Consider the following 24,272-nt stretch of genomic DNA (forward strand, 5'->3'; position numbering starts at 1 on the left):
AGATCGGCGAGGCCGATACCCTAGAAAAACTCGAAGCCCTGCTGCCCTGGAACGTCCCGCTGGAGCCCATTGCAAAAAAAGTGACGCAATAGAACGAAGGCAAGTAGGCCGATTTAGCGGCACTTACGCTGTAACGTTCTTTTCTGGCCGATGGGCATTTTAATCATCAGATTGCGCTTCCCCGGCAGTTGAATCCGGTGTGGCTTTGTCTGAGCCTGCTGTCGACTCCTCACCTCAGCGGTCTGCGCATATAGACCGCTTGCTCCCCGTATTCGCTTAAGTCTTTATTGGCAGCCGCAGGTTGAAACCCGTAGCGCGCCCAGTAGCGGTCGGCGCCTTGCACCGCCACCAGGGAGAGCTGGCGACGGCGTTTTTTGCGGGCGCAGTTCAGGGTCTGCTCGACAAAGCGTCGGGCAATCCCCAGGCCTTGAGCCGCGGGGGATACCACCACATCGTGAATATAGAGACTCTCTTCACCGGCCGGGTGCGGGTAGCAGCGATACAGCGCCGCCGGTTGCCGCGCGTCCCACGGATGCGCCAGACAGTAACCCAGGATCTGCGCGCCACGGCAGGCCACCAGACAGGTCTCAGGCCCCAGCGTGGTTTTGGATTTCAGCACGGCTTCACTTTCCGGCTCGACGGCGTAATAGGCTTCGGCCTGCAAGGCCAGAATGGCGGGCCAATCTTGTTCCTGGATGGGGCGAATGGTCAGTTGTGGCATGATAGGGGCGGTGCTTAGCATCAGTCCGGCTGTGGGCGAGGGCTGATTCTAGCAAAAACCGATGCCGAAGGCAGCGCCCGCGTGTGCGGTGTGCTGTGCACACCGGGTGCCGAGAGCCAAGAGCAGGATGAGCCGCAGGAGCCAGAAGATGAGCCAAGAACTAAATCCGACTAGCCCGACGAGCGATCAGGAAGAGTGGGTCGACTGGGTCGATGCGCAGAACCGGGTGCTGATGGCGGTGCCGCGTAGCCGGATGCGACGCGAAGTGCTGTGCCATCGCGCCACCTATATCTTTATCGAAGATCGCCAGGGGCATCTGTATGTGCAGCGCCGGACCCAGCTGAAGGATTATTGCCCCGGCATGCTGGATGCCTGCTGTGGCGGCGTGGTGCAGACCGGCGAGGCGTACCTGCCCTCGGCACTGCGCGAGTTGGAGGAGGAGATGGGTATTCGCGATGTCCCGCTGGAAGCCTGGGGCACCTTCTACAGCGAGCATGAAGACAATAAGGTTTGGGGCTCGCTCTACAGTTGCCGCTACGAGGGCGAGTTGCAGCTGCAGGCCAGCGAAGTCGAGTATGTGCTGCTCATGAGTCCGGAGCAGATCCTGGCGCAACAGCATGAGTTTATGCCCGATTCCCTGGTGGCCTTTTCCGAGTGGCAGCGTCGTAAAGCTCAAGGGAGTGCCGAGACGCCCCCGGTCTAATGTCAGTCCATCAGCGAGGGCGAGCGAGTCTGTTGCGCCAACTAAGTTGCGCCAACTAAATAGCTCCGAATAGTAGGTCACCCACTACAGCGACTTAGGTAGCACTAAGCTGACCCTCCACGCCAGGGATGGCGCTGTGCTGCCCCCATGGATGGGCTCACGGCGTGTCAGCGTGTGCTTCCCGGTCGATGGCGCATCATTAGGATCAGCTAGTTAGAAAAGATGCAGGCAGAAAAAAGCCGGGTGATGGGTGCCCGGCTGATTTCAGGGTGACGGTGACAACGGAGCCTTGTTTTAGAGCCAGCCCTTACGTTTGAAGAAGAAGTAGGTGGCAAATGCCGACAGCAGCATCAGGCCGATGGAAAAGGGGTAACCGTAGTCCCAGCCCAATTCCGGCATCTTGTTAAAGTTCATGCCGTAGATACTGGCAATCCAGGTGGGTGGCAGGAACACCACGGCCGCAACCGAGAAGATCTTGATGACCTTGTTTTGCTGCAGATTGGTAAAGCCCATGGCCGCTTCCAGCTGGAAGTTGATCTTGTCGAACAGGAACTGGGTGTGGGGCAACAGCGACTCGATGTCGTGCAGCACCTCGTCGATGGTCTTCTTCTGCTCTGTGGTCAGGTGCTGACGCACGGTACGGCGCAAGAATCGCAAGGCGCGCCGGGTATCGTGCAATGCCAGACGGATTTGACTGTTGGTCTCTTCCTGGGACATCAACTCCTGCAACATGGCGTGGATCTCGTCATCGTTCAGCACCTGCTCGGAGGTTTCCTCGAGGGTGGTGTATCCATCCTCAATGAGATCCGACAGGTATTCGACTTTGAGATCCTGCAGCTCCAGCAGGATATCCATGGCATTTTCGATTTCTACCCGATCATGGCGCATATAATGACGCAGCAAACGGACCACACCGATATCTTCCTCGCGGAAGCTGATCAGCAGGTTATTGCGCAGGGTAAACGACATGTTGACGCCACGGGTCTCACCGCCGATCCGTTGCGGGAACAGCGAGAGAATATGCATGCCATCTGTGTCCCAGTAGAAACGGGCCGAAGCCTCGATTTCGTCCAGCTCCTCTTCCTCGGGCACATCTTCGAGGAACAGGCCACTTAACCATTCGCGCTCGTCATCATCCGGTTTATAGACATCCAACCAAATGCTATTCGGCGGCAGTACGTCACTGGTCGTGAGCGGTACCACCTCAAGGACTTTATTATTGAGCATGTATGCGGTGATCATTGAGTCCCCTTATTGAGTCTGAATGGGGGTGTAATTTTGCCAGTCGCACTATACGCGGCCTTCTTTACATTGTCAGGTCTGATGCTGGAGCCGGTTGAAAAAAAGCAGAATTATCCGGCCGTTGACGGGGCTCCCTGCCGAGTGTAGATCACAGATCCGAACTCATTTGCGAACTTGTACTGCAATCTGGCGGGTGGAATGGTTTACTTGGGCCCCATAAGGGAAATGGCGTTTGGATGGAAAGCGAGGATCTCCACAAGCATGCGGTACCGAATGATCACTCTGATGGTGAGTTTGCTGATGGCCGGGCTGACCCCAGTGGCGGCCGAGAGCTACAAGGATGTCAAAATCACCCCGCAGACCGAGGTCAAGATGCACTTTTATGATGTCTCGGCGGCTTCGGGGGCGGATCTACAACAACGTCTGCTGCGCACCGCGCCGACCAGCAGCGCCGGGCATCGTGCTATTGGCAAGGCCATCTACCAGCTGAGCTGGCAGCTGGATATGAGTCAACAGAGTGAACATTGCCAGCTGTACGGGGTCAAGGTGACGACCAAGGTGGAGCTGACCATGCCGAACTGGTTGCAGCTCTCTTCACTGGCCGCCGAGACCCAGAGCAGTTGGAATGGCTTCTTGTCGGCGATGCAGGAGTATGAGGGGCGCCACAAGTCCATCGTGCAGATCGCTGCCAAGGAGATTGGTGAGGGTGTGGCCAGCCTGCCGGTCAATAGCTCCTGCCAGGTGTTGCGCACTCAGGCCGATGCCATCGGTTACCAGGCGCTGGATGCCGCCCGGGAGCAGGCCAAACGCTATCAGAGCGAAACCGGCAAGGGACGGCTGATGGGCGTTTCCTATCCGCGACTATAAGCTCGTCTCACCCGTTCCGAATAGCCGGTCACTCGGCACAGCGAGGGGGTAGCTCTAAGCTGACCCTCTGCGCCAGGGATGGCGCAGTGGAGCCCCCATGGATCGGTTCACGGCGTGTCAGCGTGAGCTTCTCCTTCGGTGCAGCATAATCATCGGTGCAGCATAGTCAGCAGTAGTTATTGAGCCTGGTGCCGGATCAGTCAACCAACAGGGCCACGATGATGTGGCCCTGTTGGTTAGTTGCTTCGCGGTTGGTGATCTGCTGCGTTAGCGCTGGTCTGTGGTTTGACGCAAGCGGGCGACTGGCAAGCGGCGCAGCGCGGGTCGCAACCAGAAGCGCGCCGGATGCAGGGCGGCCAGCTGCTCAATGGCGAGTGGTAAGGGCTCGCCCTCATGGCCGCCACAGATCTCGCAGGCCAGGATCTCGGCCAGTAACGGCGCAGAGCACAGGCCCCGGGCTCCCAGTGCACCGATGAGCCATAACCCCGGTTGCCGGGGGGACGGCTGATGTTGCCACTCGGTCCCGGGCGCGGCCAATAGCTGCTCCAGCGCTGGAATATCCGGCGCGGCACCGACCAGCGGCAGATGATCCCGGGTGGCGCAGCGAATGCCGACTCGCGCCTCGGCGCCCAGTTGCAGCTGTTGCGGCCAGCGCTGATCCGGCAGGCTGTGGCGCAGCTTGTCTAGGTTCTCCTGCTGCTCGTCCGGGCGGTAATCCAGTGTCGTATCGCCGCGGCCATAACTGGCTCCCAGACAGAGTTTCCCCTCGCCATCCAGCGGTGTCATATAGCCGTCAAAACACAAGACAGTGCGGAGCGACTCCAGTGGCGATTGCGCCGGCAGATGGGAGACCTGACCGCGCACCGGATAACAGGGCACAGCTTCCGTCGGCGGCAGCTGGGCGAGGCGATGACCGCTGGCCAGCACCAGATCGCTAAAGGATTCGCTGGTGATATTTGTTGCTGCAGGGTTCCCGGCGGTGTCGTTCAGCGTCAGCTGCCAGCCGGTGTCGTGATGACTTATGGCTGTCACCTCGGCGTTGTAGTGTTGTTGCAAAAGACCGCTGGCTGCGGCTTCATCGAGCAGGGCCCGGGTCAGGGCGCGGGGACACACCCAGCCGCCTTGGGGATAGAACAGGCTGGTGTCGCTAAACGGGCTGGCTAGTGACAATCCGGCTAGCTGATCCCGCATCTGCGGCGTGATGCTCTGCACCAGCTCGGGTGGAAAGGGGCCTTGCGCCAGTTTGCGGTATTTTTTGGCGCTCTTGGCGTCGTGGGCAAATTGCAGCACGCCACACCAGTCATGGGGCACCCGATGGCGCAACAGCAGGGGTTGATACCAGCGCCGGGCAAAGCCGAAGGCGGCGGCATAGAACTGGGACAGGCCATCATGCTCGCCATTGAGCAGCGGATAGACGGCGCCCTGCCGGTTGCCGGATGCACCGGCGGCGGGCTCGGCATCGGCACAGAACAGTGTCACGTTCTGCCCTCGACGGACCAGCGTCAGAGCCAGAGTCGCGGCAGCAATACCGCCACCCACCAGGGCGATGTGGCGAGTGGGAGATACGGGTTTATTCGGGTGCGGATACTGTTGTCTCTGATAGCAGGGCAGCCCCAGTGCGGCCAGGGGGTGCTCGTTGCGCACCCCGGCCAGCATCTGGCGCTTGCTGCCGTGGCCCTTGACCTTCTGCATCAAAAAGCCAGCCGCATTCAGGCCCCGGCGCACAAAGCCGGCGCAGGTGAAGGTGGCGACCGTGGCGTGGGGGCGTGCCAGCCGGGCCAGACCGTTGAACAGATGCTCGGTCCACATCTCGGGGTTTTTACTGGGGGCGAAGCCATCCAGAAACCAGGCATCAACCAGACCGCCGTGGCCCAGACCGCCGTGAGTCGGATGCCAGAGTTGGTCCAGGGTCTCCTTGATATCGCCAAACCAGAGATCCAGCACCACGCGCCCGTTATCGAGCTGCAGGCGGTGACAACCGGGGACGGCGTCAGGGTATACGGCGACCAACTCAGTCGCGAGCTCGGCCAGCTCCGGCCAGACCGTCAGGGCTTGCTGCAGATCGCGGGGATGGATGGGGTATTTTTCGAAACTGATAAAGTGCAGACGCTCAACGCCCGGGCGTTGGGCGGCGCGCCACTGGCGAAAGGCTTGCCAAACCGCCAGAAAGTTGAGTCCGGTGCCGAAGCCTGTCTCGCCAATGACAAATAATGGCCGATCATGCGTTGCCCAACGCTCCGGCAAGCCGTTATGCTGCAGGAATACGAAACGGGTCTCGTCCAGACCATCGTTATTCGAGAAGTAAATATCACCGAATTGGGACGAAACCGGGTTTCCCTGTTCGTTCCAACTGAGTTCGGCAGGGTTCAACGGTGGGAGAAATGGGGATTGGGGAGACACCTTAACCTCGACGGACCTCACAGAAGCGGCGGCTATCTTACGTGAAAGCAGACCAGTTTTGCAGGCGATCACGAGTAGAATGCGGCGAAGAATAGTGTATCTAAGTGGAATATATTCGATGAGAAGAGCAGTTATTACCGGTATTGGTATCGTCTCCAGCATTGGCAACAATGTCGCCGAAGTTCTGGCCTCCCTGAAGGCTGGCAAATCAGGCATCACCTATTCCGAACAGTTTGAACAATATGGTTTGCGCTCCCGTGTCTGGGGCAATATCAAACTGGACGTGGCTGAGCTGATCGATCGCAAGGTTCTGCGTTTCATGGGCGAAGCAGCGGCTTATGCCTACCTCTCCATGCAGCAGGCGATTGCTGACTCCGGCTTGGCCGATGATCAGGTTTCCAACGAGCGGACGGGTCTCATCGTCGGCTCCGGCGGCGCTTCCTCAAAGAACCAACTGGAAGCCTGCGATACCCTGCGCGAAAAGGGTGTGCGCCGTATCGGCCCGTATATGGTCACCCGCACCATGTCGTCTACCACTTCCGCGTGTCTGGCCACTCCGTTCAAAATCAAGGGCGTGAACTACTCCCTGAGCTCGGCCTGTGCCACCTCCGCCCACTGCATCGGCAGTGCGGTCGAGCAAATCCAGCTGGGCAAGCAGGATGTGGTCTTCGCCGGTGGCGGTGAAGAGCTGGACTGGACCATGGCCTGTCTGTTTGACGGCATGGGTGCACTCTCCAGCAAGTACAACGAGACGCCAGAGCTGGCTTCCCGTACCTATGATGCCGAGCGTGACGGTTTCGTCATCTCCGGTGGTGCCGGGATCGTGGTCGTCGAAGAGCTGGAACATGCGTTGGCCCGTGGCGCCAAGATCTATGCCGAAGTGACCGGTTATGGTGCCACTTCCGATGGTTATGACATGGTGGCTCCGTCCGGTGAGGGCGCGGCCCGCTGCATGCGTCAAGCCATGGCGACTGCCAATGCACCGATTGACTATCTGAACACCCACGGCACCTCGACGCCGGTTGGTGATGTCAAGGAGCTGGAAGCCATTCGTGCCGTATTTGGCGATCAGGCTCCCAAGCTGTCGGCGACCAAGGCGATGACCGGTCACGCCCTGGGCGCTGCCGGTGTGCATGAAGCCATCTACTCCCTGCTGATGATGGAGCATGGTTTCATTGCACCGAGCATCAACATCAGCCAGGAAGATGATCTGGCCGTCGGCCTGCCCATCGTCAAGGCCTATGAAGAAGCCGAGCTCAATACCGTGATGTCCAATAGCTTCGGTTTTGGCGGCACTAACGCCACTCTGGTGATGAGCAAGTACAAGGGCTAATCCCCCTTCAGAGGCTCTGTCATGAAAAAGGCCCCGCTGGGATTTCAGCGGGGCCTTTTTATTGCTCTTCAGGAAAGCGGATGTCTCAGGCGAGATAGCGGCGTAGATCTATGCCATAGGCCTTGGGATCGACTGCGCTTTCGATGCTTTCATTGGCGCCGGCACGGGCCAGATCCAGCAATTTCACCTCCAGGTGGTGCTGGCCTATGGTGCTGTAAATCACCTTGACCTTGGGTTGCAGCGGCGCTAGTTCATTGCGCTCCACGACTATGGCCAGTTTGCCACTTTGCAACTTGACCAGGCTACCGACCGGGTGGATGCCCATGCACTTGATGAATTTGCGCACCAGATCCTCATCAAACTGGCTGCCAGCCCCTTGCAACAAAATACGGAACGCTGCCGTCGCTGGCATGCCCGGCTTGTAGCAGCGATCGGCGGTCAAGGCATCATAGACATCGACTATGGTGCTCATCCGGGCGTAGAGATACAGCCGCTCAGCGGCCAGACCATGGGGATAACCGCGACCATCCAGGCGTTCGTGGTGGCAGGCGGCGACCGTCATCATGATGTCGGTGATCCCCTTGGCATCGCGCAGCAATTCGATGCTGTGGGTGACATGACTCTTCATCAGGGTGAATTCATCGTCACTCAGTTTGGCCGGTTTGTGCAGCACGGCATCGGGGATCATGATCTTGCCGGTATCGTGCAACAAACCACCGATGGTCAATTCCCGCAGTATGGGGCGCTCCAGCTCGAGGAAGCGGCCGAAATTGGCCAGCAGCATGCCCACATTCAGGGAGTGCTCCATCAGGTAGCTGTCTTTTTCACGGATCCGCGCCAGGCAGAACAGAGCATCCCGATTATCGAAGATGCAGTCCACCAGATCGTCGGCAATGGCTTCGAGCTCCGCCACTTGAACTGGCTCGCCTTTTTTCAGATTGCGAAACAGTTTGACCTGCATGCTCTTCGCCTCTTGATAGAGGCGACGGATGCGCTGTTCCTGTTTGGGACGACTCTCGTCTTTGCCGTTGTCGCTTGAACCTTGACCTCCATCGCGGGCCACTGCCTGGGGTTGCGCTGCTGCTTGCCGGGTCCGGCTGGGGTCAATCCACACGCTGCGCACCCCGAGGCGATGCAATTCCTGGATCTGGCTCTTACTGGTGACTCGCCCGGTCTGCTTGATTTCGTTGGCGCAAGTTTGCTGGGCAATGCCGACCACATACATGCCCAACTCGATATTCTGAATGCTAACTTGCTGATAATTCAGTGTGCTATTGGCTTGATTCATGGATTACATCTTCCCTGCTCATTGCCGGAGATTGTCTCCTAGCGAGCAGCATTTGTCAGCGACGGTGTTCATGTTGCTACACCTTATAGCAGGCTGTGCCTATAATGCTCGGCTTTCATGCATTGGGAATAACCGTTATGAGATTAGAGCGATTTTTGAGTGAAAGCCTGGGGTTGACCCGCTCCCAATCAGGAAAATTAATCCGCAGTGGCGAAGTGCTGGTCAATGGCGTGGTGAACAAACTGGCGGCCACCCAGATCGGTGAGCAAGATGTGGTGCACTATGATGGCCAGGATCTGCAGTTGACCGGACCGCGTTATTTCATGCTGCACAAGCCCGAAGGCTATGTCTGCTCCAATGATGATCCGGATCATCCGAGTGTCTTCTTGCTATTTGAAGAGCCTGCGCTCGGCAAGCTGCACTGCGCGGGCCGTCTGGATCTGGACACCACGGGTCTGCTGCTGGTGACCGATGATGGCCAGTGGTCACATCGCATCACGTCCCCCCGTCATGAGTGTGCCAAAACCTATCGGGCCTGGTTGGCCGATCCGGTCGATCCGTCTGCTATCGCCCTCTTTGCCGAAGGGGTGCAGTTACGGGGCGAGCGCGCTCTGACTCTGCCGGCCGAATTAGTGCTGGTCACCCCGACCGAGGCGCTGCTGACGATTCATGAAGGCAAGTACCATCAGGTCAAGCGGATGTTTGCCGCCATTGGCAACAAGGTGCTGCGTCTGCATCGGGAACAGGTTGGCGAGCTGGTGCTGGCTCCCGAACTGGCGCCCGGCGAATACCGGCCGCTGACCGCTGCCGAAATCGCGGCCTTCTAGTGGTACCGCGTCGGGTGTCTTCCGTTCAGAGCTTGCCGCTGAGCACCAGGGCCGTCCCGGCGACGACCAGAGCTGCAGCGCACCAGGCCGACAGCGCCGGACGTTGCCGGGTATAGAGCCACAACAGCGGCAGCAGCATCACCGGCGTGGTGGAGGAGAGAATGGCGACCATGCCCACTTCACCACGGCTCAGCGCCATCAGGATTAGCGTCATGCCGAGGGTCATGGCCAGAAAACCGTTGCTGGCGACTATGCCCAGGATCGGCCAGGTGATGGGATTCAGGGGCCGGGCAACCGGGGCCTGGCTCCAGCGCAACACCAGGTGCGCCGTGAGAGCGCAAGCCATGCGCACGCAGGATGCCGCCACCGGATCCACGCCCTGACTCATCACGGGTTTGGCCAGCAGGGTTCCGACCGACTGGCACAATCCAGCCAACAGCCCCAAACCGACGGCCAGCCAGAGTGGCCCCGAGACCTGCTCTAGAATATGGGTCCCTGGGCGACGTGCATAACCAATGGCAATCACCACACCCGCCAGCACTAGGGCCGCGCCCCACAAGCGGGGGCCTGATAACACCTCGGCAAACAACCAGGCTCCCAAAAGGGCAGAGAACAGCGCGTGGCTGGCAAACAGCAGACCGGCGCGACGGGGACCAAGCCGGTTCAACGAGGCGTACAAGGCGGTGTCGCCGATAAAGATGCCAATCAGCCCGGATAAACCCACTTGCGCAATCTGGGGCCAACTGAGGGTGGCAAAGCCGCCGGTATAGAGACTGGCGCTGCCCAGCATCAGGGTGACACAGGCCATGCGCCAGCGACTGAAAGCAAAGGCGCCCAGATGACGGGCCGGTTTGACGGAGAGCAGACTGGCCAGAGCCCACAACAGGGCGGCCGCCAGGGCCAGCCATTCGAAATGCATAGTACTTATTCCTAAGAGCTACCGGTCCTAAGAGCTACCGGTCCTACAAATAGCCGGTTCTACAGACAACCGGGGAATGCCATAAAACACTCGGGCCCCAAGAGAGGGGCCCGAGTCGGTGCTTACTGTAACCAGCCGTTAGAGGGGACTCAAGCGAAAGGATCGGGATTGATCTCGTCGATCGGATCCAGGCTCCAGCCCGAGGTCTGGGCGCTCTGCTTGAGTTGGCCATCTTCCTGGTAGAGTTTGATGCGTAGTTTGAGGTTGTTGGCCGAGTCGGCGTTTTTCAGTGCTTCCTCTTCGCTGATCACCCCTTCGACGACCAGTTCAAACAGCGAATTGTCGAAGGTCTTCATGCCCAGCGCTGCCGATTTTTCCATGATCTCCTTGAGGGCGCCGAATTCACCGCGCTTGATGAGATCCCGGATGGTGTGGGTGCCCATCATGATTTCGATGGCGGCGCGGCGCTGGCCATCCTTGGTGCGAACCAGGCGTTGGGAGACAAAGGCCTTGAGGTTGTTGCCCAGATCGTTGAGCAGTTGTGGCCGCCGCTCCTCGGGGAAGAAGTTGATGATCCGGTCCAGCGCCTGGTTGGCATTATTGGCGTGCAGGGTGGAGATGGCCAGGTGCCCGGTTTCGGAGAAGGCGAGGGCATGTTCCATGGTTTCTCGATCGCGGATTTCACCGATCAAAATGACATCGGGCGCCTGACGCAGGGTATTTTTCAAGGCGGCGTGGAAGCTGCGGGTATCGACCCCCACTTCGCGCTGATTGATGATGCTCTTGCGATGGGTGTGCACGTACTCTATCGGGTCTTCAATGGTGATGATATGGCCGCTGGTATTACGGTTTCTATGGTCGATGAGGGCAGCCAGGGAGGTGGATTTCCCTGAGCCGGTACCACCAACGAACAGCAGCAGGCCGCGTTTTTCCATGATCACATCCAGCAGCACCGGCGGCAGGAACAGATCGTCGAAGCGTGGAATATCCAGTTTGATATTCCGTGCGACTATGGAGACCTCGTTGCGCTGCTTGAAGATATTGACCCGGAAGCGTCCGACCTTGTGAATGGAGAGCGCCAGATTCATCTCCAGATCCTTCTCGAAGCTCTGCCGTTGCTCTTCATCCATGATGTCATGGGCGATGCGGGCCACTTCGCCAGGCAGCAGCGGCGTTTCATTAAGCGTCTTGAGAATGCCCTGGAATTTGGCACAAGGCGGCGCGCCGGTGGCGAGGTAGAGGTCGGAACCATCCTGGCTGGCCAGGATCTGCAGCATTTGATCAAGATCCATGTCTTGCTCACTCCCTTGGTGTCGAGTCTTAAGCCTAGCAGCTGTCCTCTGCTTCGGCAGTTCGCGCATGGCGAGTCTATAGGGTGCAGTTTACGTGATTGTGGTAGGGATACAGATAATATTCTCGGTTTATCAGTGCGTTATATGGCCTAGTTCGCAAACAGCTTTTCACGAAACACAAAAAAGACTGCGCCTAGAATGCAGAGTCCGGCCCACAGGTAGTCGAGTTTGATCTGCTCTTTGAGGTAAAGCACCGAGAAGGGTACAAACACGGTCAGGGCTATCACTTCCTGCAGGATTTTCAATTGCCCCACACTCAGGCTGGTGTGGCCGATGCGGTTGGCGGGGACCTGGAGCATATATTCAAACAGCGCTATGCCCCAAGAAATCAGGGCGGCGATGATCCAGGGTTTGTGGCTCATCTCCTTGAGATGGGCATACCAGGCAAAGGTCATGAAGATATTGCTGCATAGCAGCAAGAGGGAGCTGGTGAGGATCGGGTTCATGGGGTACTCCGCGGCAAGGTCGACGCTTTATAGCCGATGTCGCGTCATGAATAAAGTGTGGCGGTACAATAAGCCGCCTCTTGGACTACGGATGCGAGAACGGATCTCTGCGGTGCGGGGATGGCATGGCGGTCTTCGTGATCTGGCTGCAGCCAACTGCTAGTATGAGCGCCTTATCGGGTGTAAAGGTGAATCGGGTGAATGCTTTATTGTTGCGGCAGCAGCGGGTCCAGCACCGTTGGTTGATCGGGTTGGTACTGCTACTGCTCGTGGTATTTGTGGCTAATTTATTGGTAGGTCCCGTCGCCTTGAGCCGCTTGCTGGCCGGTGATGCCCTATCCCCCCTGCAGCAGCAGGTCTTGCTGCAGCTGCGCTTGCCCAGAGCCTGCCTGGCGATGCTGCTCGGGGCTGGCTTGGCGATGTCGGGTTGCGTGCTGCAGACCCTGCTGCAAAATCCTCTGGCCGAGCCGGGCCTCATCGGGGTATCCAGCGGCGCATCCCTGGCGGCGGTCATGATGCTGTTTCTGGCCCAACGCCTGGGGGTGATGCTGCCGCCATGGGGATTGTCGATTGCGGCGTTCGGCGGGGCACTATTGGTGACCAGTACCCTGCTGTTTCTGGCGCGCGGTGGACGCTTGGATAATGTGCGGCTGCTGCTGCTCGGGGTGGCGATTGGTATCTGCAGCAGCGCCATCACCACCTGGTTGCTCTACTTTGCCAACGATCAATCCCTGCGCGAGATGATGTTCTGGATGATGGGGAGTCTGGCCTACGGTCAGAGCCAACCCCTATGGTGGTGGTTGCCTTATCTGGCGGTGATGGCCTGGTTGGTGGTGCGTCGCGATAGCTTGACCCTGTTACAGTTGGGCGATTTTCAGGCCCAGTTGATGGGACTGGATCTGCGGCGCATCCGCTGGCAACTGGTGTTCGCCGTCTGTGTCCTGAGCGGGTTGGCGGTGGCGCTGGCTGGCTCGATTGGCTTCATCGGACTACTGATCCCCCATCTGATGCGGCTTCTGGGGCGGGGCAGTGCGCGCTTTGTGCTGTTAGCCTCCATGCTGGCCGGGGCCGTAGCGCTGTTATTGGCCGATCTGTTATCCCGTAATCTGCTGCCCAGCGGTGAATTACCGGTCGGCATCATCACCGCCAGCCTCGGGGCTCCACTGCTTATTTTCCTCCTGGTACGCCGTCATGTTTAATATCCGGGATCTGAGTGTCCGAGGTCGTCTGGCGCCGTTGAGCTGGCACTGCTCGCAACCCGGGCTGATCGCCTTGATTGGCTCCAATGGCAGTGGCAAGTCCTCGTTGCTGCTGGCGCTGGCCAATCTGCTGCCCGCTGCTGGCCAGGTACAACTGGGGCAATGTTCTCTGCTGGATCTGGATATGCGTTCTGCCGCCCGGGTGCGGGCCATGTTGCCCCAGCGCCAAAGCAGCTTGCTGACGATCTCCTGTCTGGATGTGTTGCAGCTGGGGGCCAGCATGCTGGACGTGCCTAGCGCTCAGGTGCAGGCGGTGTTGGGACAGCTAGTGACGCGACTGGAGCTGGGTCATTTACTGGCGCGAGATTTTAGTCAGTTATCGGGCGGTGAACAGCAGCGGGTGTTGCTGGCTAAAACCTTGCTGCAGATCTGGCCGGATCTGAACCCTCACGGCCAACTGCTACTGCTGGACGAACCCCTGGCGGGACTGGATTGGCATCATCAACTGCAACTGCTGACGCTGCTGCAGGAGTTGGTGGCACGCGGCGTCATGGTGTTGTTTTCGGTTCATGACTTTAATCTGGCGTTGAGTCATGCCGATGGGCTCCTGTGTCTGCACGAGGGAAAGCTGGTGGCGCAAGGGGGCATCGAAGTGCTGGACGAGGCGCTGCTGGCCCGGGCGTTCCAGATCCGCACCCTACGGCTCAGTGATGGCCAACATCAGTGTCTGGTGCCGATTGCACTGAGTTCGGATACCGGCTCGGGAGAGAGTGCGGGTGACCGCGGGGATGAACGTGAATAGCAAGTGGTAACCGACGCTCCGGAGTCATGTTCTTGAACACAGCTCCAGAGCGTGGTGCGACTTAGCTCAGTCGGTTTAGCTCCGTTGGTTTCAGCCCAGTCGGCTGATCCGCTCGCGGGCAGCGCTATCCAGTTTGGCCAGTATGCTTTCCGTCTGCTCCCAGCCGATACAGGCATCGGTGATGCTTTGCCCGAAGGTCGCGGCACAACCATCCACCACATCCTGACGCCCTTCGACGAGGAAGCTTTCAATCATGACACCGGCGATGCCGGTACGACCCCGCCGTAACTGATCGCAGACATCGTCGGCGACATCCAGCTGACGGCGGTGATCTTTCTGACTGTTGCCGTGACTGAAATCCACCACCAGACGTTCGGCCAGACCCGCTTTGGCCAGATCGGCACAGGCGGCATCCACACTGGCGGTGTCATAGTTCGGCCGACGGCCGCCGCGCAGGATCACATGACCAAAGGGGTTGCCCCTGGTGCGATAGATGGTCATCTTGCCGTCTTTATCCGGCGAATTGAAAATATGACTGTGCGCCGCAGCCCGCACTGCATCAATGGCGATACGGATATTGCCATCGGTACCGTTCTTGAAGCCCACCGGGCAGGAGAGGGCCGAGGCCATTTCCCGATGCACCTGGCTTTCGGTGGTCCGCGCACCGATGGCACCCCAACTGATGAGATCGGCAATATATTGCCCGGTCACCATATCCAGGAACTCGGTCGCCGTGGGAACGCCCAGGCTGTTGATGTCATGCAGCAGTTGGCGCGCCAGGGTCAGACCGGCATTGACGTTGTAGGTGCCATCCAGATAGGGATCATTGATGAGTCCCTTCCAGCCGATAATGGTGCGTGGTTTTTCAAAGTAGGCGCGCATGACGATGCACAGGCTGTCGGCATAGCGCAGCCGAAGCGCGGCTAACTGACGAGCATAGGCCAGTGCCGCCTCGGGGTCATGCAGCGAGCAAGGACCGACAATCACCAGCAAACGCTGATCGTTTCCTGCCAGAATGGCTTCGATTTCCTGGCGGGCTTGCAGGATATGGCGAGCAAGCTCTGGAGTCAGCGGCGAACTGGTGGCCAGTTCCCGGGGCGTGATGAGGGCTTCAAGTTTCTGGGTTCTGAGTTCATCAGTAAGGATCGACATTCTTCATTCCTTGGCGGGTCACTGTGACCTTGCGAGCAGGTTGAATACCTTAATAGAAATGAACCAAGAAGGAAATGTTGCCGGAGGTTTAGCTTCTAGGCGTACTTTGCTAGCATCTAGCGTCCCGCAAAGTACTGTAACGAGGTGTCAGTTGGCTAAACCAGGCAATACCGGTCTTTATCGCATCATCAAGGCGGCAGGCTACAGTGCCAAAGGGCTCTGTTCAGCGTGGCGCCATGAGGCGGCATTTCGTCAGGAGTTGATCCTGATGTTAGTGCTGACCCCGCTGGCATTTCTGTTGGGGCAGGGCATCACCCAGCAATTGCTGATGCTGGTGGTCGCTTGGCTGGTGGTGATCGTCGAGGTGCTCAATTCTGGCATTGAAGCCGTAGTCGATCGCATCGGTCCAGAACACCACGAGCTCTCCGGCCGCGCCAAGGATCTGGGTTCGGCGGCGGTGTTTTTATCTCTGGGGCTGACCCTTGTGGTGTGGGGCTCTGTCATCGGCAGTAACCTGCTGCATTGGTGGTAATTCAGCACCCAGTGGCGGCAATAGTGCATAACCAAGCAGTCCCCCTTCGCGCTCGACGGCGTGAGTCTGTTGGGCTGCATACGCCGCCCCGCTTGCCATCCCACTGATAAGCGAGAGGTTTATCACTCTTTCGGAAACTGCATATCGTTTTTCAGATAATGCGATTGACTTATAGGGGGATGCGCTTACAATGCAAACAGCTTGAAAGTGTCCCAGCTTATTGTTCGATAACGAAGCCAATCCTTTGCGGAACGTCCTCGTTTAGGTTTAGTAAGTCAACACCTCTCAGCTTGTACCGCCTCATTTCAAGGCACAGTTATATTTGTTACTTAGGAAATTTATTATGTCTGACGTCCGCACTGGCAAGGTAAAATGGTTCAACGAGACTAAAGGTTTCGGCTTCATCGAGCAGGACCAAGGCCCGGATGTATTCGTACACTTCAGAGCAATCAACGCTCAAGGTTTTAAGACCCTGGCTGAAGGTCAACGCGTGCAGTTCAGCGTGACCCAAGGTCAAAAGGGCCCGCAAGCTGAGAACGTAACTATTCTGTAAGCTTGCAGGTGTTGGTGGCTTCGGCTGCTAACAAAAGAAAAAGCGCCCTCATGGGCGCTTTTGTTTTATGGGCGTCTTATCGCCATCGGTGAATAGACTCGCTTGTTTCCGCTCAAAAAATACCCTTCGCCAACATTTTTTTCACAAGCTATAATGCCGCCCCTCGTTTTCAGCCTCAGGCCCCGTGGTATGCAGCAGCCAGATATTTCTCTTTTTTCCTATCCCAAATATTGGGCTGAGTGCCTGGGTCCGGCACCGTTTTTACCTATGTCCCGTGCCGAGATGGATAAGCTGGGCTGGGATAGCTGCGACATCATCATCATCAGCGGCGATGCCTATGTGGATCACCCCAGCTTCGGCATGGCGGTGATTGGTCGTTTTCTCGAGGCGCAAGGTTTTCGGGTCGGCATCATTGCCCAGCCGGACTGGAGCAGCAAAGAGCCGTTTATGGTGCTCGGCAAGCCGAACCTGTTTTTCGGGGTTTCGGCAGGCAATATGGACTCGATGATCAACCGCTACACCTCGGACAAAAAGTTGCGGCATGACGATGCTTATACCCCGGGGAACGAGGGCGGCAAGCGTCCAGATCGGGCGGTGCTGGTCTATTCCCAGCGCTGTAAGGAGGCCTATAAAGAGGTCCCGGTGGTGATTGGCGGTATCGAGGCCTCGTTGCGGCGGATTGCCCATTACGACTACTGGTCCGAAACCATCCGCCGCTCGGTGCTGTTTGATGCCAAGGCCGACCTGCTAGTGTTCGGTAATGCCGAACGACCCCTGGTCGAGATCGCCCATCGTTTCGCGCGTGGCGATACCGTCGCTCAGATGCAGGATATCCGCGGCACGGCCGTGATCCGCCGCGAGGCCTTGCCGGAGTGGCGCGGCGTGGACTCCACCCGTCTGGATAAGCTCGGCAAGATAGATCCGATCCTCAATCCCTATATGGAGGGGGCACCTTGTGCGCCGGAGCCGGCCTCCGAGCCTGAGCCCAAGGCGATCCTGGTGCAACCGGCGCGTCCCAAACCCTGGGAGCAGACCTACGTGCTGCTGCCGTCCTACGAGAAGGTCAAAGCCGACAAGGTGTTGTACGCCCATACCTCCCGGGTATTGCATCAGGAAACCAATCCCGGCTGCGCTCGGGCCCTGATGCAAAAACATGGCGATCGCTACCTGTGGGTGAATCCGCCAGCGATCCCTTTGACCACCGAGGAGATGGACGGCGTCTTTGCGTTGCCCTACAAACGGGTTCCGCACCCGGCCTATGGCAAGGCCAAGATCCCGGCTTATGAGATGATCAAGACCTCGGTCAACATCATGCGCGGCTGCTTTGGTGGTTGTACCTTCTGCTCGATCACCGAGCACGAGGGCCGCATCATCCAGAGTCGCTCCGAAGAGTCCATCCTGCGCGAAATCGAGGAGATCCGCGACAAGGTACCGGGCTTTACCGGGGTGATCTCCGACTTGGGTGGGCCGACTGCCAATATGTATCGGCTGCGCTGCAAGAGCCCGAAAGCGGAATCCACTTGCCGTCGCGCCTCCTGTGTCTACCCGACCATCTGTCACCATATGGACACCGACCACGCGCCGACCATCAGCCTGTATCGCAAGGCCCGGGATCTCAAAGGCATCAAGAAGATCCTGATTGCCTCCGGGGTGCGTTACGATCTGGCGGTGGAGGATCCCCGCTATATCAAGGAGCTGGTCAAGCACCATGTCGGCGGCTACCTGAAGATTGCCCCGGAGCACACCGAAGAGGGGCCGCTGGCGATGATGATGAAGCCGGGGATGGGCAGCTATCACCGCTTCAAGGAGTTGTTCGAGCAGTATTCTCGCGAGGCAGGCAAGCAACAGTACCTGATCCCCTACTTTATCTCGGCCCACCCGGGTACTCGGGATGAGGACATGGTCAATCTGGCATTGTGGCTCAAGGCCAATGATTTCAAGCTGGATCAGGTGCAGAACTTCTATCCGTCTCCGTTGGCGACGGCTACCACCATGTACTACTCGGAAGTGGATCCGCTGCACAAAGTCACCTACAAATCGGAAGCCGTGTTTGTCGCCAAGGGCGAGCGTCGCCGTCGGTTGCATAAGGCGATCCTGCGTTACCATGATCCGGCCGGTTGGCCGATGATCCGTCAAGCGTTGCAGGAGATGGGGCTCAGTCGCCTGATCGGTATGGGGCCGCAGCATCTGGTGCCACCCGCAGGCCGCGATGAGCGGCCCGCAGGCGCGGGGAATAGCCGCGTGGCCCTGACCCGGCACACCGATATCGTCCGCCAGCGCCAGCCCTATTCCCAGTCCCAGCCTCAGGGCGGCAAGTCCCAAGGCAGCAAGTCGCAGGCGAGCGGGGCGCGACAGACGGGAGCATCGACTTCAGGGTATGCCGCCAAACCGGCAACTGCAGGGAGTAAGTCAGCCACGGCTGCCGGGAAACCTTCGAGCGCGCCTGGCAAACCGAGCAAGCCTGGTGCATCGGCGGAGCGATCGGGCGGCAAGCCGGGGCCATCGGGGAAAGGCGCCTCGCCGGAACGATTGGGTGGCAAGCCTGCCCGCAGCGAGGGACGCAAAGCGGCGCCCGGCGGCAAAGCAGGTCGCTAAGCCATGATGCAGATGGGATAAATAGGAGACCTGGCTTGTGCCAGGTCTTTTTCATGTCTAACCTACCGCAAAACTAAAGTATTCAGGTGGAAACATGAGAGTCGGAGCTTGGCGTTGGTTGTGGTTATGTCTGGTCTGCTTGCCGCTGGCGGCGCAGGAGAGCGATCCGGCGCTGGAATTGGCGGATCTGATTGGTGGCAAGGCCCAGTACCAGCAGCTGAGCCATCAGGTGCTGGGCGAGATGATCCGCAAGCAACCGGCCATGGCCCGCTATCAGGGCGTTGTCCAGCGTTGGGCCAAAGAGTATCTGACCTGGGAGCGGATGCGTGCCGAGCTGGCGCAGAGCTATCACAGTCACTTCAGTGGCCCGGAGATCCGGGATATGGTGCTGTTCTTCCGCACCCCGAGCGGGCAGAAGTACGTTCGTTATACACCGCTCCTGCGCGAGGAGATGATCCGTATCGGTCAACGCCTGGCGCGCGAACAGCAGCCGCGACTGATCCAGATGCTGCGCGATGCAGGCGCCAAGGTCGAGGTTCAACAGGCAACCCGACCTCCGGTTTCCAGCCAATAGTCTTCACCGCTCAACTGCTTGGCTGCTTTCTTGGCCTGGGTCAGTTGTTCACTGAGTTGTGTCGCCGTGACACCGCATCCGGGTTGCCAGCCAACCAGACCTATCGCCAGCTCCAGCAGTGGGAAAAACCGGGGTTGGCCATCACGATCCAGGCTCTGGATGCCGCCAGCACGCCAATCCTCATCCCGATAATAGTGTTGCCGCACTTGCCGGAGTTCGGCCTGCATCGCCACTATGTGCTGCTCCCACCCCGGATGACGCAGTAGCAGAATAAAGTCGTCCCCGCCCAGATGGCCGATAAAGTTATGTCGTTGGCCGAGGTGTTTGCGCAGCAAGGTGGCAACCAGGGTGATGAGCTGATCGCCGCGGTCATAACCATAGACGTCGTTATAGGGCTTGAAGAAGTTCAAATCGCAGTAGGCCAGATGGAAGCGCTCCTGCATCGCAATTGCCCGCTCCAGGGCCTGCTGGATGGGTACATTCCCCGGCAGCAAGGTCAGGGGATTGGCGTGCCGGGCCATCTGCAGTTGGTAATGGGTCAGGCGGCGCATCAGCTCGCGCACACTGCCCATGCCCAGATAACGGCCCTCCTCGCAGATGATAAACCAGGCATCCATCTCGTCGCTGTTGTGTTCAATCAGATGCTGGCTGACCTGCAGCACATCGAGCCCGGCATCTACCTGGATCGGTTGATGATCCATCAGGCTGCGCACCGGGCGCTTGGCATACAGGGAGTGGCCAAACCGCTCGGCAAAATGGGCCAGCAAGCGATTGCGGCGAATGATGCCGATGGCTTTGCCTTGTGGGGTGATCACCGGCAGACAATGCAACTGTTCATCCTGATGAAACAGCTCGAACACCTCCTGGCAGGGCCGCTCCGGCGTGAGGGTAGGCATGGGATGCACCAGCTCGCGCATCGGCGTTTGCTGCTCATGGCCCGTTCCGGTGGCGAGTATCGGCGGCCATGCTACGGGGGCGGGCACCGGTTGCGGCCGCCCCAACAGATAGCCCTGGTAATAGCGAATACCCAGTTGTTGCAGCGCATGCCACTCCTGGAGGGTTTCGACGCCTTCCACAATAAACGCGGTATTCAGCTGGTTCGCCAGCTCCAGCAGGCTGGCGACAAACAGGCGACGTACCGGATCCTCGTGCAGGCTTTGAATGAAATAGCGATCCAGTTTGATAAATTCCGGCGTTAGATCCAGCCAGCGCCGCAGACCGGAGAACGCGGCTCCCAGATCATCCAGCGCCAGAGCAATCCCGGCCTCACGTAACGACGCAGCAACGCTGCGCAGGCTCTCCACATCGTTCTGGTATTGCTCGGTCAGCTCGATGACCAGTCGTTCGCTGGCTAAACCCTGGTATGCCAGCTGGCTGACCAGTTTTGACACGTCCAGGGCCAACACTGCGGCGGCGGACAAATTGACAAACAGTCGGCCTTCCAACTGCAGAGCCATGAACTGGCTGATAGCTAACTCCAGACACAGCTGTTCCAGCTCGACACTGCGCTGGCAGGTTTTCGCCAGATTAAACAGGGCGGCCGCACTGTGGTAGGGGCTGTGCTCTGGCCCCCGGCTTAACGCCTCATGGCCAAGAACGGTATGCTGATGGGCATCCATGATCGGTTGAAACAGGGTGTGGATATCGGCATTCGCCAGGATGGAATCCAGAGTTGGCATAGAAGGCGGCAACAGGTGAGTGCAAGTATCTCTGGACGCTAAAAGCTCTGGATGACAGCAAGATGACAAGACACTCAATACGGCTTGCTCATTGATCTAAAACAAATTTTTATTGGCCGGTTATCGCAGCGTCATGAGGGTGCAGGGGACTGAACGTGGGCTCGGATGAGTGGCGCTCAGGGGACTCGGCAAGCCCCAAGGTCTGGCATCAAGGGACGTTGCGCACGGCAAGTCCGGGTCTGATGCCAAGCCTTGGCAAACAAGAGGCTTATTACCAGGAGAGTGTTCGGACATCGTCGGCAAATAATGCCGCTTCGGTCAGATCCGGATTACTAATTTTAACGCCTGGAATTAAATCAGCTTCATTCACGCCATAATGTTTTATACAGGATGGGCAGGCATACACAGTGCCGCCGCTTTTAATAATATCCTGAATTAATTGTTGTTGGGTTGTAAACTTCGAGCTGTTTTTTGCAGAAGCCAGTAAGACCCCCTTGTCATTGAGAAATACTACCAGTGGATGTCCTTTAAGGAGTTGGTTGTTACCAAAACCGATCGCCATCGTCGCCCTATGGCTCTCATTGGATGTCAGATTAATAAAGAGTGGATCCTTATTGAGTTCAACTGCGCTGTTGGCGCATAAGCTAAATAACAGCGCCGCAATAAACAGGATATTATTTCTGATTGTCATGACCGTTTCCTTCAGTGAGATATTCATTATCTGTCAGCAAATTAACAGGCTAGTCAAGTCTAGTCCGTACTGACCGTTTTTATTCCAGTCCCTGTATATAAGTGTGAGATGAGTTACAGAATGGCGTGAAATTATCTCTTGGTCTCTGATTTGGTTGATTATTTTTATATCTTATCTGCCGTATTCATTTTACGTTAATGCCATCATTTTGTTGGCATCGATATAAATTACATGAGGGGTTAATGCAGGGTATTTATAATGAAGAATGGATTTTCCCTCTATGCTTTAATTGGGTTTAACATTGCTTTATATATGTATTTATATGATGAAGTCCGTGCATTATTTAAATGTTGCATGTTCGTTATGCTGTTTATGGCGGTTCCGTTTATCGCGATCAAAAGAAACCGGTTTACAGGCCGTAAACCGGTTGAGCAAAACATGAAGGGGTAAATCTGTTACTCAAGTGGCACAACAAAGTGGTATTGCATCAACGTGGTATCGCATCGTTCGCCGGGCAGGCTAGCGGACTACAACCAAAGCGTCAGGCTTTGACTCAGCAGTTGGATCGCAATTTCAATCGAACCGCCGATGGCAATACCGACGATCCAGACGGTGGCTAATCCCCAGTTGCTATCATCGTGGGTGATATTCATAGGTGCTCTCCTCAACATTATTTTGTTTAATATTTAGCTATGCACAGATTGTCATTCCTATATGACACCATCATGACCTTTGGTCATCTGGATGCAAAATCAGATTTGTTCGAAGCTTGTTTGCAATCCTGCTTACTCGATCTCTCTGATATTCATCATTCAAATGGCATACCAACTTGGTTGATAGGCTTAAAATTTTTAGCAAGCCGCGAGGAATGCAGGTCTTATCGGACCTTATGGTGGCGTCTACCAGGCGTCCGGATGGCGTTTCTGCTATCAAACCCGGCCACTGCACCGCTTTGGTGAACAACAATGACGCGTTTGAGTCAGTTTCTGACGTTGCTCTATCCCCGCCGCTGGGTTATTACCAAGGTAGCTTGTAGCCGTTGGCCGAGAGTTTGCCGTTGACCATGCGCAGGCGGGTATTGAGCTGGCCCTGGCTATTGCGGGCGATGAAACCGGCCTGCTGCATACTGAGCAACAGGCTCTCATCCTCGACAAACAGTGGTGCCAACGCCTGATCGGCCTCCACACTCAGGGCACCCTGCAACAGGGAGCGGAACGAAGCGAGACCATTGAGTTGCGCCATGTCGAAGGGGCGGGAGGTGACCTCGCCATCAGCCTGAAAGTGCCCCTGCTGCAGGCGTAGCGTGAAGGGCTCCAGATGCAGGTGAAAACCGGAGCGGGTGACCCGATTCAGGGCCGCAAGCCAGGAGGGCTTATCGCTGAAGTTGGTGGCAGCGCTCATCACCAGCGACTTGTAGCCTTGCTGATCGATGCCGGAGAGCCCCACGCCGAAGGCGAGATCTTCCAGCTCATGGCGAGAGGCGTGGTGATTGATGCCGAGCAATGCCACAGCTCCCTGCCAATGCATATCCACCAGCGAGAGCAGTCCCTGGCGGTTTTCTTTGACGCTGCCCTTGAGGGGGGCGGCGGTCAGATCCAGGGGGGGTTGGTCTCCTGCACGATAGCTGGCTTCGGCGACCTGAAGGTTCACATCGTGAATTAACCAGAAATCATGGGAGGGCTGCAGGGTGAGTTGACCCTGCACGCCGCTAAGGGCTAGGTCGTTGTCACCCTGGGTCAGGTTGACGCCGTTCAGCAGCCACTGCAGTTGGATACGCTGGTCGGGCTGTTGGGTCATGGTGATCGTCAGCGGATCCAGGTGAATGCGACTGTCGCTCAGCTGCAGCGTGATGCCGTCGGCATCCAGTTGTGAGGTCATCTGCTCACTCCAGCCGCGCGCCTGCCAGTGCAGGGTGGGTTCGCCGAGCTGTAGCTGGCCGTTTTCCAGCAGGGTGGCGAGAGTGCCCCGGTTGCTGACCAGTCGCCCTTCACTGCGGACATAACCCGGCAGCATCCAGCTATCGATGCGGATATAGAGCTCCAGCGGTCCCATCCCGGCCAACTGCTGGCTGAGCCCCGTTTGCGCGGGTAGGCCAAGAGCCGTGAGTAGGCTGACCGGATCCACCAGGCTCAGGTGCAGTTCGCCGCTGTGGCGGAATAGCCCCTCGTCATAGCTAAACCAGGTGGCTCCCATACCCGGCGTTTGATTCAGCCGCTCGAGCCAGTCCTGGCGTTGTGCTTCGTAGCGGGATCCGCTCTGCAGGGTAAATGCCACGAATAAGACCAACAGCAGGCTGACAGCAACAATGAAGGGCCAATAGTGTCTGATGGTTCGCATAGCATCCTTGCCAGAGAGATAACCCGGTACGGTCCGAGTCTATGGCGCTAGGATGCGGCG

Annotated in this window: 22 protein-coding genes; 10 read left to right on the forward strand and 12 right to left on the reverse strand. The window is 57.8% G+C overall.

The genetic code is table 11. The features are described 5' to 3' along the window. Positions 1-229 precede the first annotated feature (229 nt). Positions 230-721 carry a GNAT family N-acetyltransferase gene (locus tag ACYVG7_RS06405; protein WP_460882384.1) on the reverse strand — a complete coding sequence of 164 codons (492 nt, stop codon included), beginning with the start codon at positions 719-721 and terminating at the stop codon, positions 230-232. Between the two features lie 148 nt (positions 722-869). Between ACYVG7_RS06405 and yfcD the strand changes: the two genes are divergently transcribed. Further along, positions 870-1,424 carry an NUDIX hydrolase YfcD gene (yfcD, locus tag ACYVG7_RS06410; protein ID WP_460882385.1) on the forward strand — a complete coding sequence of 185 codons (555 nt, stop codon included), beginning with the start codon at positions 870-872 and terminating at the stop codon, positions 1,422-1,424. A gap of 294 nt (positions 1,425-1,718) precedes the next feature. On the opposite strand, the gene corA is transcribed toward yfcD, so the two are convergent. Then, the gene (corA, locus tag ACYVG7_RS06415) at positions 1,719-2,666 is read right to left on the reverse strand and encodes a magnesium/cobalt transporter CorA (protein WP_460882386.1); all 948 of its coding nucleotides are present in this window, start codon (positions 2,664-2,666) and stop codon (positions 1,719-1,721) included. 261 nt (positions 2,667-2,927) lie between these two features. On the opposite strand from corA, the gene ACYVG7_RS06420 reads away from it, so the two are divergent. Further along, the gene (locus tag ACYVG7_RS06420; protein WP_460882387.1) at positions 2,928-3,533 is read left to right on the forward strand and encodes a DUF922 domain-containing protein; all 606 of its coding nucleotides are present in this window, start codon (positions 2,928-2,930) and stop codon (positions 3,531-3,533) included. A gap of 267 nt (positions 3,534-3,800) precedes the next feature. Here the strand turns inward: ACYVG7_RS06420 and mnmC are convergent, their stop codons facing one another. Then, positions 3,801-5,933, reverse strand: coding sequence for a bifunctional tRNA (5-methylaminomethyl-2-thiouridine)(34)-methyltransferase MnmC2/FAD-dependent 5-carboxymethylaminomethyl-2-thiouridine(34) oxidoreductase MnmC1 (mnmC, locus tag ACYVG7_RS06425; RefSeq protein ID WP_460882388.1), 2,133 nt, complete (start codon positions 5,931-5,933; stop codon positions 3,801-3,803). A 118-nt stretch (positions 5,934-6,051) separates the two neighbouring features. On the opposite strand from mnmC, the gene fabB reads away from it, so the two are divergent. After that, the gene (gene fabB / locus ACYVG7_RS06430) at positions 6,052-7,266 is read left to right on the forward strand and encodes a beta-ketoacyl-ACP synthase I (protein ID WP_460882389.1); all 1,215 of its coding nucleotides are present in this window, start codon (positions 6,052-6,054) and stop codon (positions 7,264-7,266) included. A gap of 85 nt (positions 7,267-7,351) precedes the next feature. On the opposite strand, the gene ACYVG7_RS06435 is transcribed toward fabB, so the two are convergent. Then, complete coding sequence (locus ACYVG7_RS06435) at positions 7,352-8,554, reverse strand: HD-GYP domain-containing protein (RefSeq protein WP_460882390.1); 1,203 nt, start codon at positions 8,552-8,554, stop codon at positions 7,352-7,354. Positions 8,555-8,691: 137 nt separating this feature from the next. Between ACYVG7_RS06435 and rsuA the strand changes: the two genes are divergently transcribed. Further along, positions 8,692-9,381, forward strand: coding sequence for a 16S rRNA pseudouridine(516) synthase RsuA (gene rsuA, locus ACYVG7_RS06440; RefSeq protein ID WP_460882391.1), 690 nt, complete (start codon positions 8,692-8,694; stop codon positions 9,379-9,381). Positions 9,382-9,406: 25 nt separating this feature from the next. Here rsuA and ACYVG7_RS06445 read toward each other — a convergent pair whose 3' ends face one another. The 3 genes from ACYVG7_RS06445 to ACYVG7_RS06455 form a co-directional block, all read right to left on the reverse strand. Then, complete coding sequence (locus ACYVG7_RS06445) at positions 9,407-10,300, reverse strand: DMT family transporter (RefSeq protein WP_460882392.1); 894 nt, start codon at positions 10,298-10,300, stop codon at positions 9,407-9,409. Between the two features lie 149 nt (positions 10,301-10,449). Next, entirely contained in the window at positions 10,450-11,592 is a 1,143-nt protein-coding gene (locus tag ACYVG7_RS06450) for a PilT/PilU family type 4a pilus ATPase (protein ID WP_460882393.1), read from the reverse strand. 149 nt (positions 11,593-11,741) lie between these two features. Further along, positions 11,742-12,098: a DMT family protein gene (locus tag ACYVG7_RS06455; protein WP_460882394.1), complete on the reverse strand. Its 357-nt coding sequence runs from the start codon at positions 12,096-12,098 to the stop codon at positions 11,742-11,744. A 164-nt stretch (positions 12,099-12,262) separates the two neighbouring features. Here ACYVG7_RS06455 and btuC point away from each other — a divergent pair, with 164 nt between their 5' ends. Together btuC and ACYVG7_RS06465 are read left to right on the forward strand one after the other, a co-directional pair. Next, positions 12,263-13,297 carry a vitamin B12 ABC transporter permease BtuC gene (gene btuC / locus ACYVG7_RS06460; RefSeq protein ID WP_460882395.1) on the forward strand — a complete coding sequence of 345 codons (1,035 nt, stop codon included), beginning with the start codon at positions 12,263-12,265 and terminating at the stop codon, positions 13,295-13,297. After that, on the forward strand, positions 13,290-14,099 hold the full coding sequence (locus ACYVG7_RS06465) for an ATP-binding cassette domain-containing protein (protein WP_460882396.1): 810 nt from the start codon (positions 13,290-13,292) through the stop codon (positions 14,097-14,099). The genes btuC and ACYVG7_RS06465 overlap by 8 nt, the downstream gene beginning before the upstream one ends. A gap of 90 nt (positions 14,100-14,189) precedes the next feature. Here ACYVG7_RS06465 and ACYVG7_RS06470 read toward each other — a convergent pair whose 3' ends face one another. Then, positions 14,190-15,251 carry a 3-deoxy-7-phosphoheptulonate synthase gene (locus tag ACYVG7_RS06470; protein ID WP_460882397.1) on the reverse strand — a complete coding sequence of 354 codons (1,062 nt, stop codon included), beginning with the start codon at positions 15,249-15,251 and terminating at the stop codon, positions 14,190-14,192. A gap of 151 nt (positions 15,252-15,402) precedes the next feature. Here ACYVG7_RS06470 and ACYVG7_RS06475 point away from each other — a divergent pair, with 151 nt between their 5' ends. The 4 genes from ACYVG7_RS06475 to ACYVG7_RS06490 all read left to right on the forward strand — a co-directional run bounded on the left by ACYVG7_RS06475 (position 15,403) and on the right by ACYVG7_RS06490 (position 19,505). Then, positions 15,403-15,783 carry a diacylglycerol kinase gene (locus ACYVG7_RS06475; protein WP_460882398.1) on the forward strand — a complete coding sequence of 127 codons (381 nt, stop codon included), beginning with the start codon at positions 15,403-15,405 and terminating at the stop codon, positions 15,781-15,783. A gap of 343 nt (positions 15,784-16,126) precedes the next feature. Continuing rightward, complete coding sequence (locus ACYVG7_RS06480; RefSeq protein WP_460882399.1) at positions 16,127-16,336, forward strand: cold-shock protein; 210 nt, start codon at positions 16,127-16,129, stop codon at positions 16,334-16,336. A 189-nt stretch (positions 16,337-16,525) separates the two neighbouring features. Next, entirely contained in the window at positions 16,526-18,931 is a 2,406-nt protein-coding gene (locus tag ACYVG7_RS06485; RefSeq protein WP_460882400.1) for a YgiQ family radical SAM protein, read from the forward strand. A 94-nt stretch (positions 18,932-19,025) separates the two neighbouring features. Further along, positions 19,026-19,505 (forward strand): DUF2059 domain-containing protein, encoded by a 480-nt coding sequence (locus tag ACYVG7_RS06490; RefSeq protein WP_460882401.1) that lies wholly within the window; start codon positions 19,026-19,028, stop codon positions 19,503-19,505. Here ACYVG7_RS06490 and ACYVG7_RS06495 read toward each other — a convergent pair. The 4 genes from ACYVG7_RS06495 to ACYVG7_RS06510 form a co-directional block, all read right to left on the reverse strand. Beyond that, positions 19,469-21,184, reverse strand: coding sequence for a bifunctional diguanylate cyclase/phosphodiesterase (locus ACYVG7_RS06495; RefSeq protein WP_460882402.1), 1,716 nt, complete (start codon positions 21,182-21,184; stop codon positions 19,469-19,471). The two genes, ACYVG7_RS06490 and ACYVG7_RS06495, sit on opposite strands and share 37 nt — an antisense overlap. 271 nt (positions 21,185-21,455) lie before the next feature. Next, complete coding sequence (locus tag ACYVG7_RS06500) at positions 21,456-21,875, reverse strand: DsrE family protein (protein WP_460882403.1); 420 nt, start codon at positions 21,873-21,875, stop codon at positions 21,456-21,458. 527 nt (positions 21,876-22,402) lie between these two features. Further along, positions 22,403-22,528 carry a hypothetical protein gene (locus ACYVG7_RS06505; protein WP_460882404.1) on the reverse strand — a complete coding sequence of 42 codons (126 nt, stop codon included), beginning with the start codon at positions 22,526-22,528 and terminating at the stop codon, positions 22,403-22,405. Positions 22,529-22,892: 364 nt separating this feature from the next. Then, entirely contained in the window at positions 22,893-24,212 is a 1,320-nt protein-coding gene (locus ACYVG7_RS06510) for a DUF945 family protein (RefSeq protein WP_460882405.1), read from the reverse strand. Positions 24,213-24,272 lie beyond the last annotated feature (60 nt).

This window comes from Pseudaeromonas pectinilytica, assembly GCF_054780855.1.

What these genes read in the sequence shown, in the direction of transcription:
- fabB (WP_460882389.1), top strand. Translation starts at nt 6,052, where the DNA reads ATGAGAAGAGCAGTTATTACCGGTATTGGTATCGTCTCCAGCATTGGC.
- ACYVG7_RS06500 (WP_460882403.1), bottom strand. Translation starts at nt 21,875, where the DNA reads ATGACAATCAGAAATAATATCCTGTTTATTGCGGCGCTGTTATTTAGC.
- ACYVG7_RS06405 (WP_460882384.1), bottom strand. Translation starts at nt 721, where the DNA reads ATGCCACAACTGACCATTCGCCCCATCCAGGAACAAGATTGGCCCGCC.
- corA (WP_460882386.1), bottom strand. Translation starts at nt 2,666, where the DNA reads ATGATCACCGCATACATGCTCAATAATAAAGTCCTTGAGGTGGTACCG.
- rsuA (WP_460882391.1), top strand. Translation starts at nt 8,692, where the DNA reads ATGAGATTAGAGCGATTTTTGAGTGAAAGCCTGGGGTTGACCCGCTCC.
- ACYVG7_RS06505 (WP_460882404.1), bottom strand. Translation starts at nt 22,528, where the DNA reads ATGAATATCACCCACGATGATAGCAACTGGGGATTAGCCACCGTCTGG.
- ACYVG7_RS06480 (WP_460882399.1), top strand. Translation starts at nt 16,127, where the DNA reads ATGTCTGACGTCCGCACTGGCAAGGTAAAATGGTTCAACGAGACTAAA.
- ACYVG7_RS06485 (WP_460882400.1), top strand. Translation starts at nt 16,526, where the DNA reads ATGCAGCAGCCAGATATTTCTCTTTTTTCCTATCCCAAATATTGGGCT.
- ACYVG7_RS06510 (WP_460882405.1), bottom strand. Translation starts at nt 24,212, where the DNA reads ATGCGAACCATCAGACACTATTGGCCCTTCATTGTTGCTGTCAGCCTG.
- ACYVG7_RS06450 (WP_460882393.1), bottom strand. Translation starts at nt 11,592, where the DNA reads ATGGATCTTGATCAAATGCTGCAGATCCTGGCCAGCCAGGATGGTTCC.
- ACYVG7_RS06470 (WP_460882397.1), bottom strand. Translation starts at nt 15,251, where the DNA reads ATGTCGATCCTTACTGATGAACTCAGAACCCAGAAACTTGAAGCCCTC.
- yfcD (WP_460882385.1), top strand. Translation starts at nt 870, where the DNA reads ATGAGCCAAGAACTAAATCCGACTAGCCCGACGAGCGATCAGGAAGAG.
- btuC (WP_460882395.1), top strand. Translation starts at nt 12,263, where the DNA reads ATGAGCGCCTTATCGGGTGTAAAGGTGAATCGGGTGAATGCTTTATTG.
- ACYVG7_RS06455 (WP_460882394.1), bottom strand. Translation starts at nt 12,098, where the DNA reads ATGAACCCGATCCTCACCAGCTCCCTCTTGCTGCTATGCAGCAATATC.
- ACYVG7_RS06490 (WP_460882401.1), top strand. Translation starts at nt 19,026, where the DNA reads ATGAGAGTCGGAGCTTGGCGTTGGTTGTGGTTATGTCTGGTCTGCTTG.
- ACYVG7_RS06435 (WP_460882390.1), bottom strand. Translation starts at nt 8,554, where the DNA reads ATGAATCAAGCCAATAGCACACTGAATTATCAGCAAGTTAGCATTCAG.
- ACYVG7_RS06420 (WP_460882387.1), top strand. Translation starts at nt 2,928, where the DNA reads ATGCGGTACCGAATGATCACTCTGATGGTGAGTTTGCTGATGGCCGGG.
- ACYVG7_RS06465 (WP_460882396.1), top strand. Translation starts at nt 13,290, where the DNA reads ATGTTTAATATCCGGGATCTGAGTGTCCGAGGTCGTCTGGCGCCGTTG.
- ACYVG7_RS06445 (WP_460882392.1), bottom strand. Translation starts at nt 10,300, where the DNA reads ATGCATTTCGAATGGCTGGCCCTGGCGGCCGCCCTGTTGTGGGCTCTG.
- ACYVG7_RS06495 (WP_460882402.1), bottom strand. Translation starts at nt 21,184, where the DNA reads ATGCCAACTCTGGATTCCATCCTGGCGAATGCCGATATCCACACCCTG.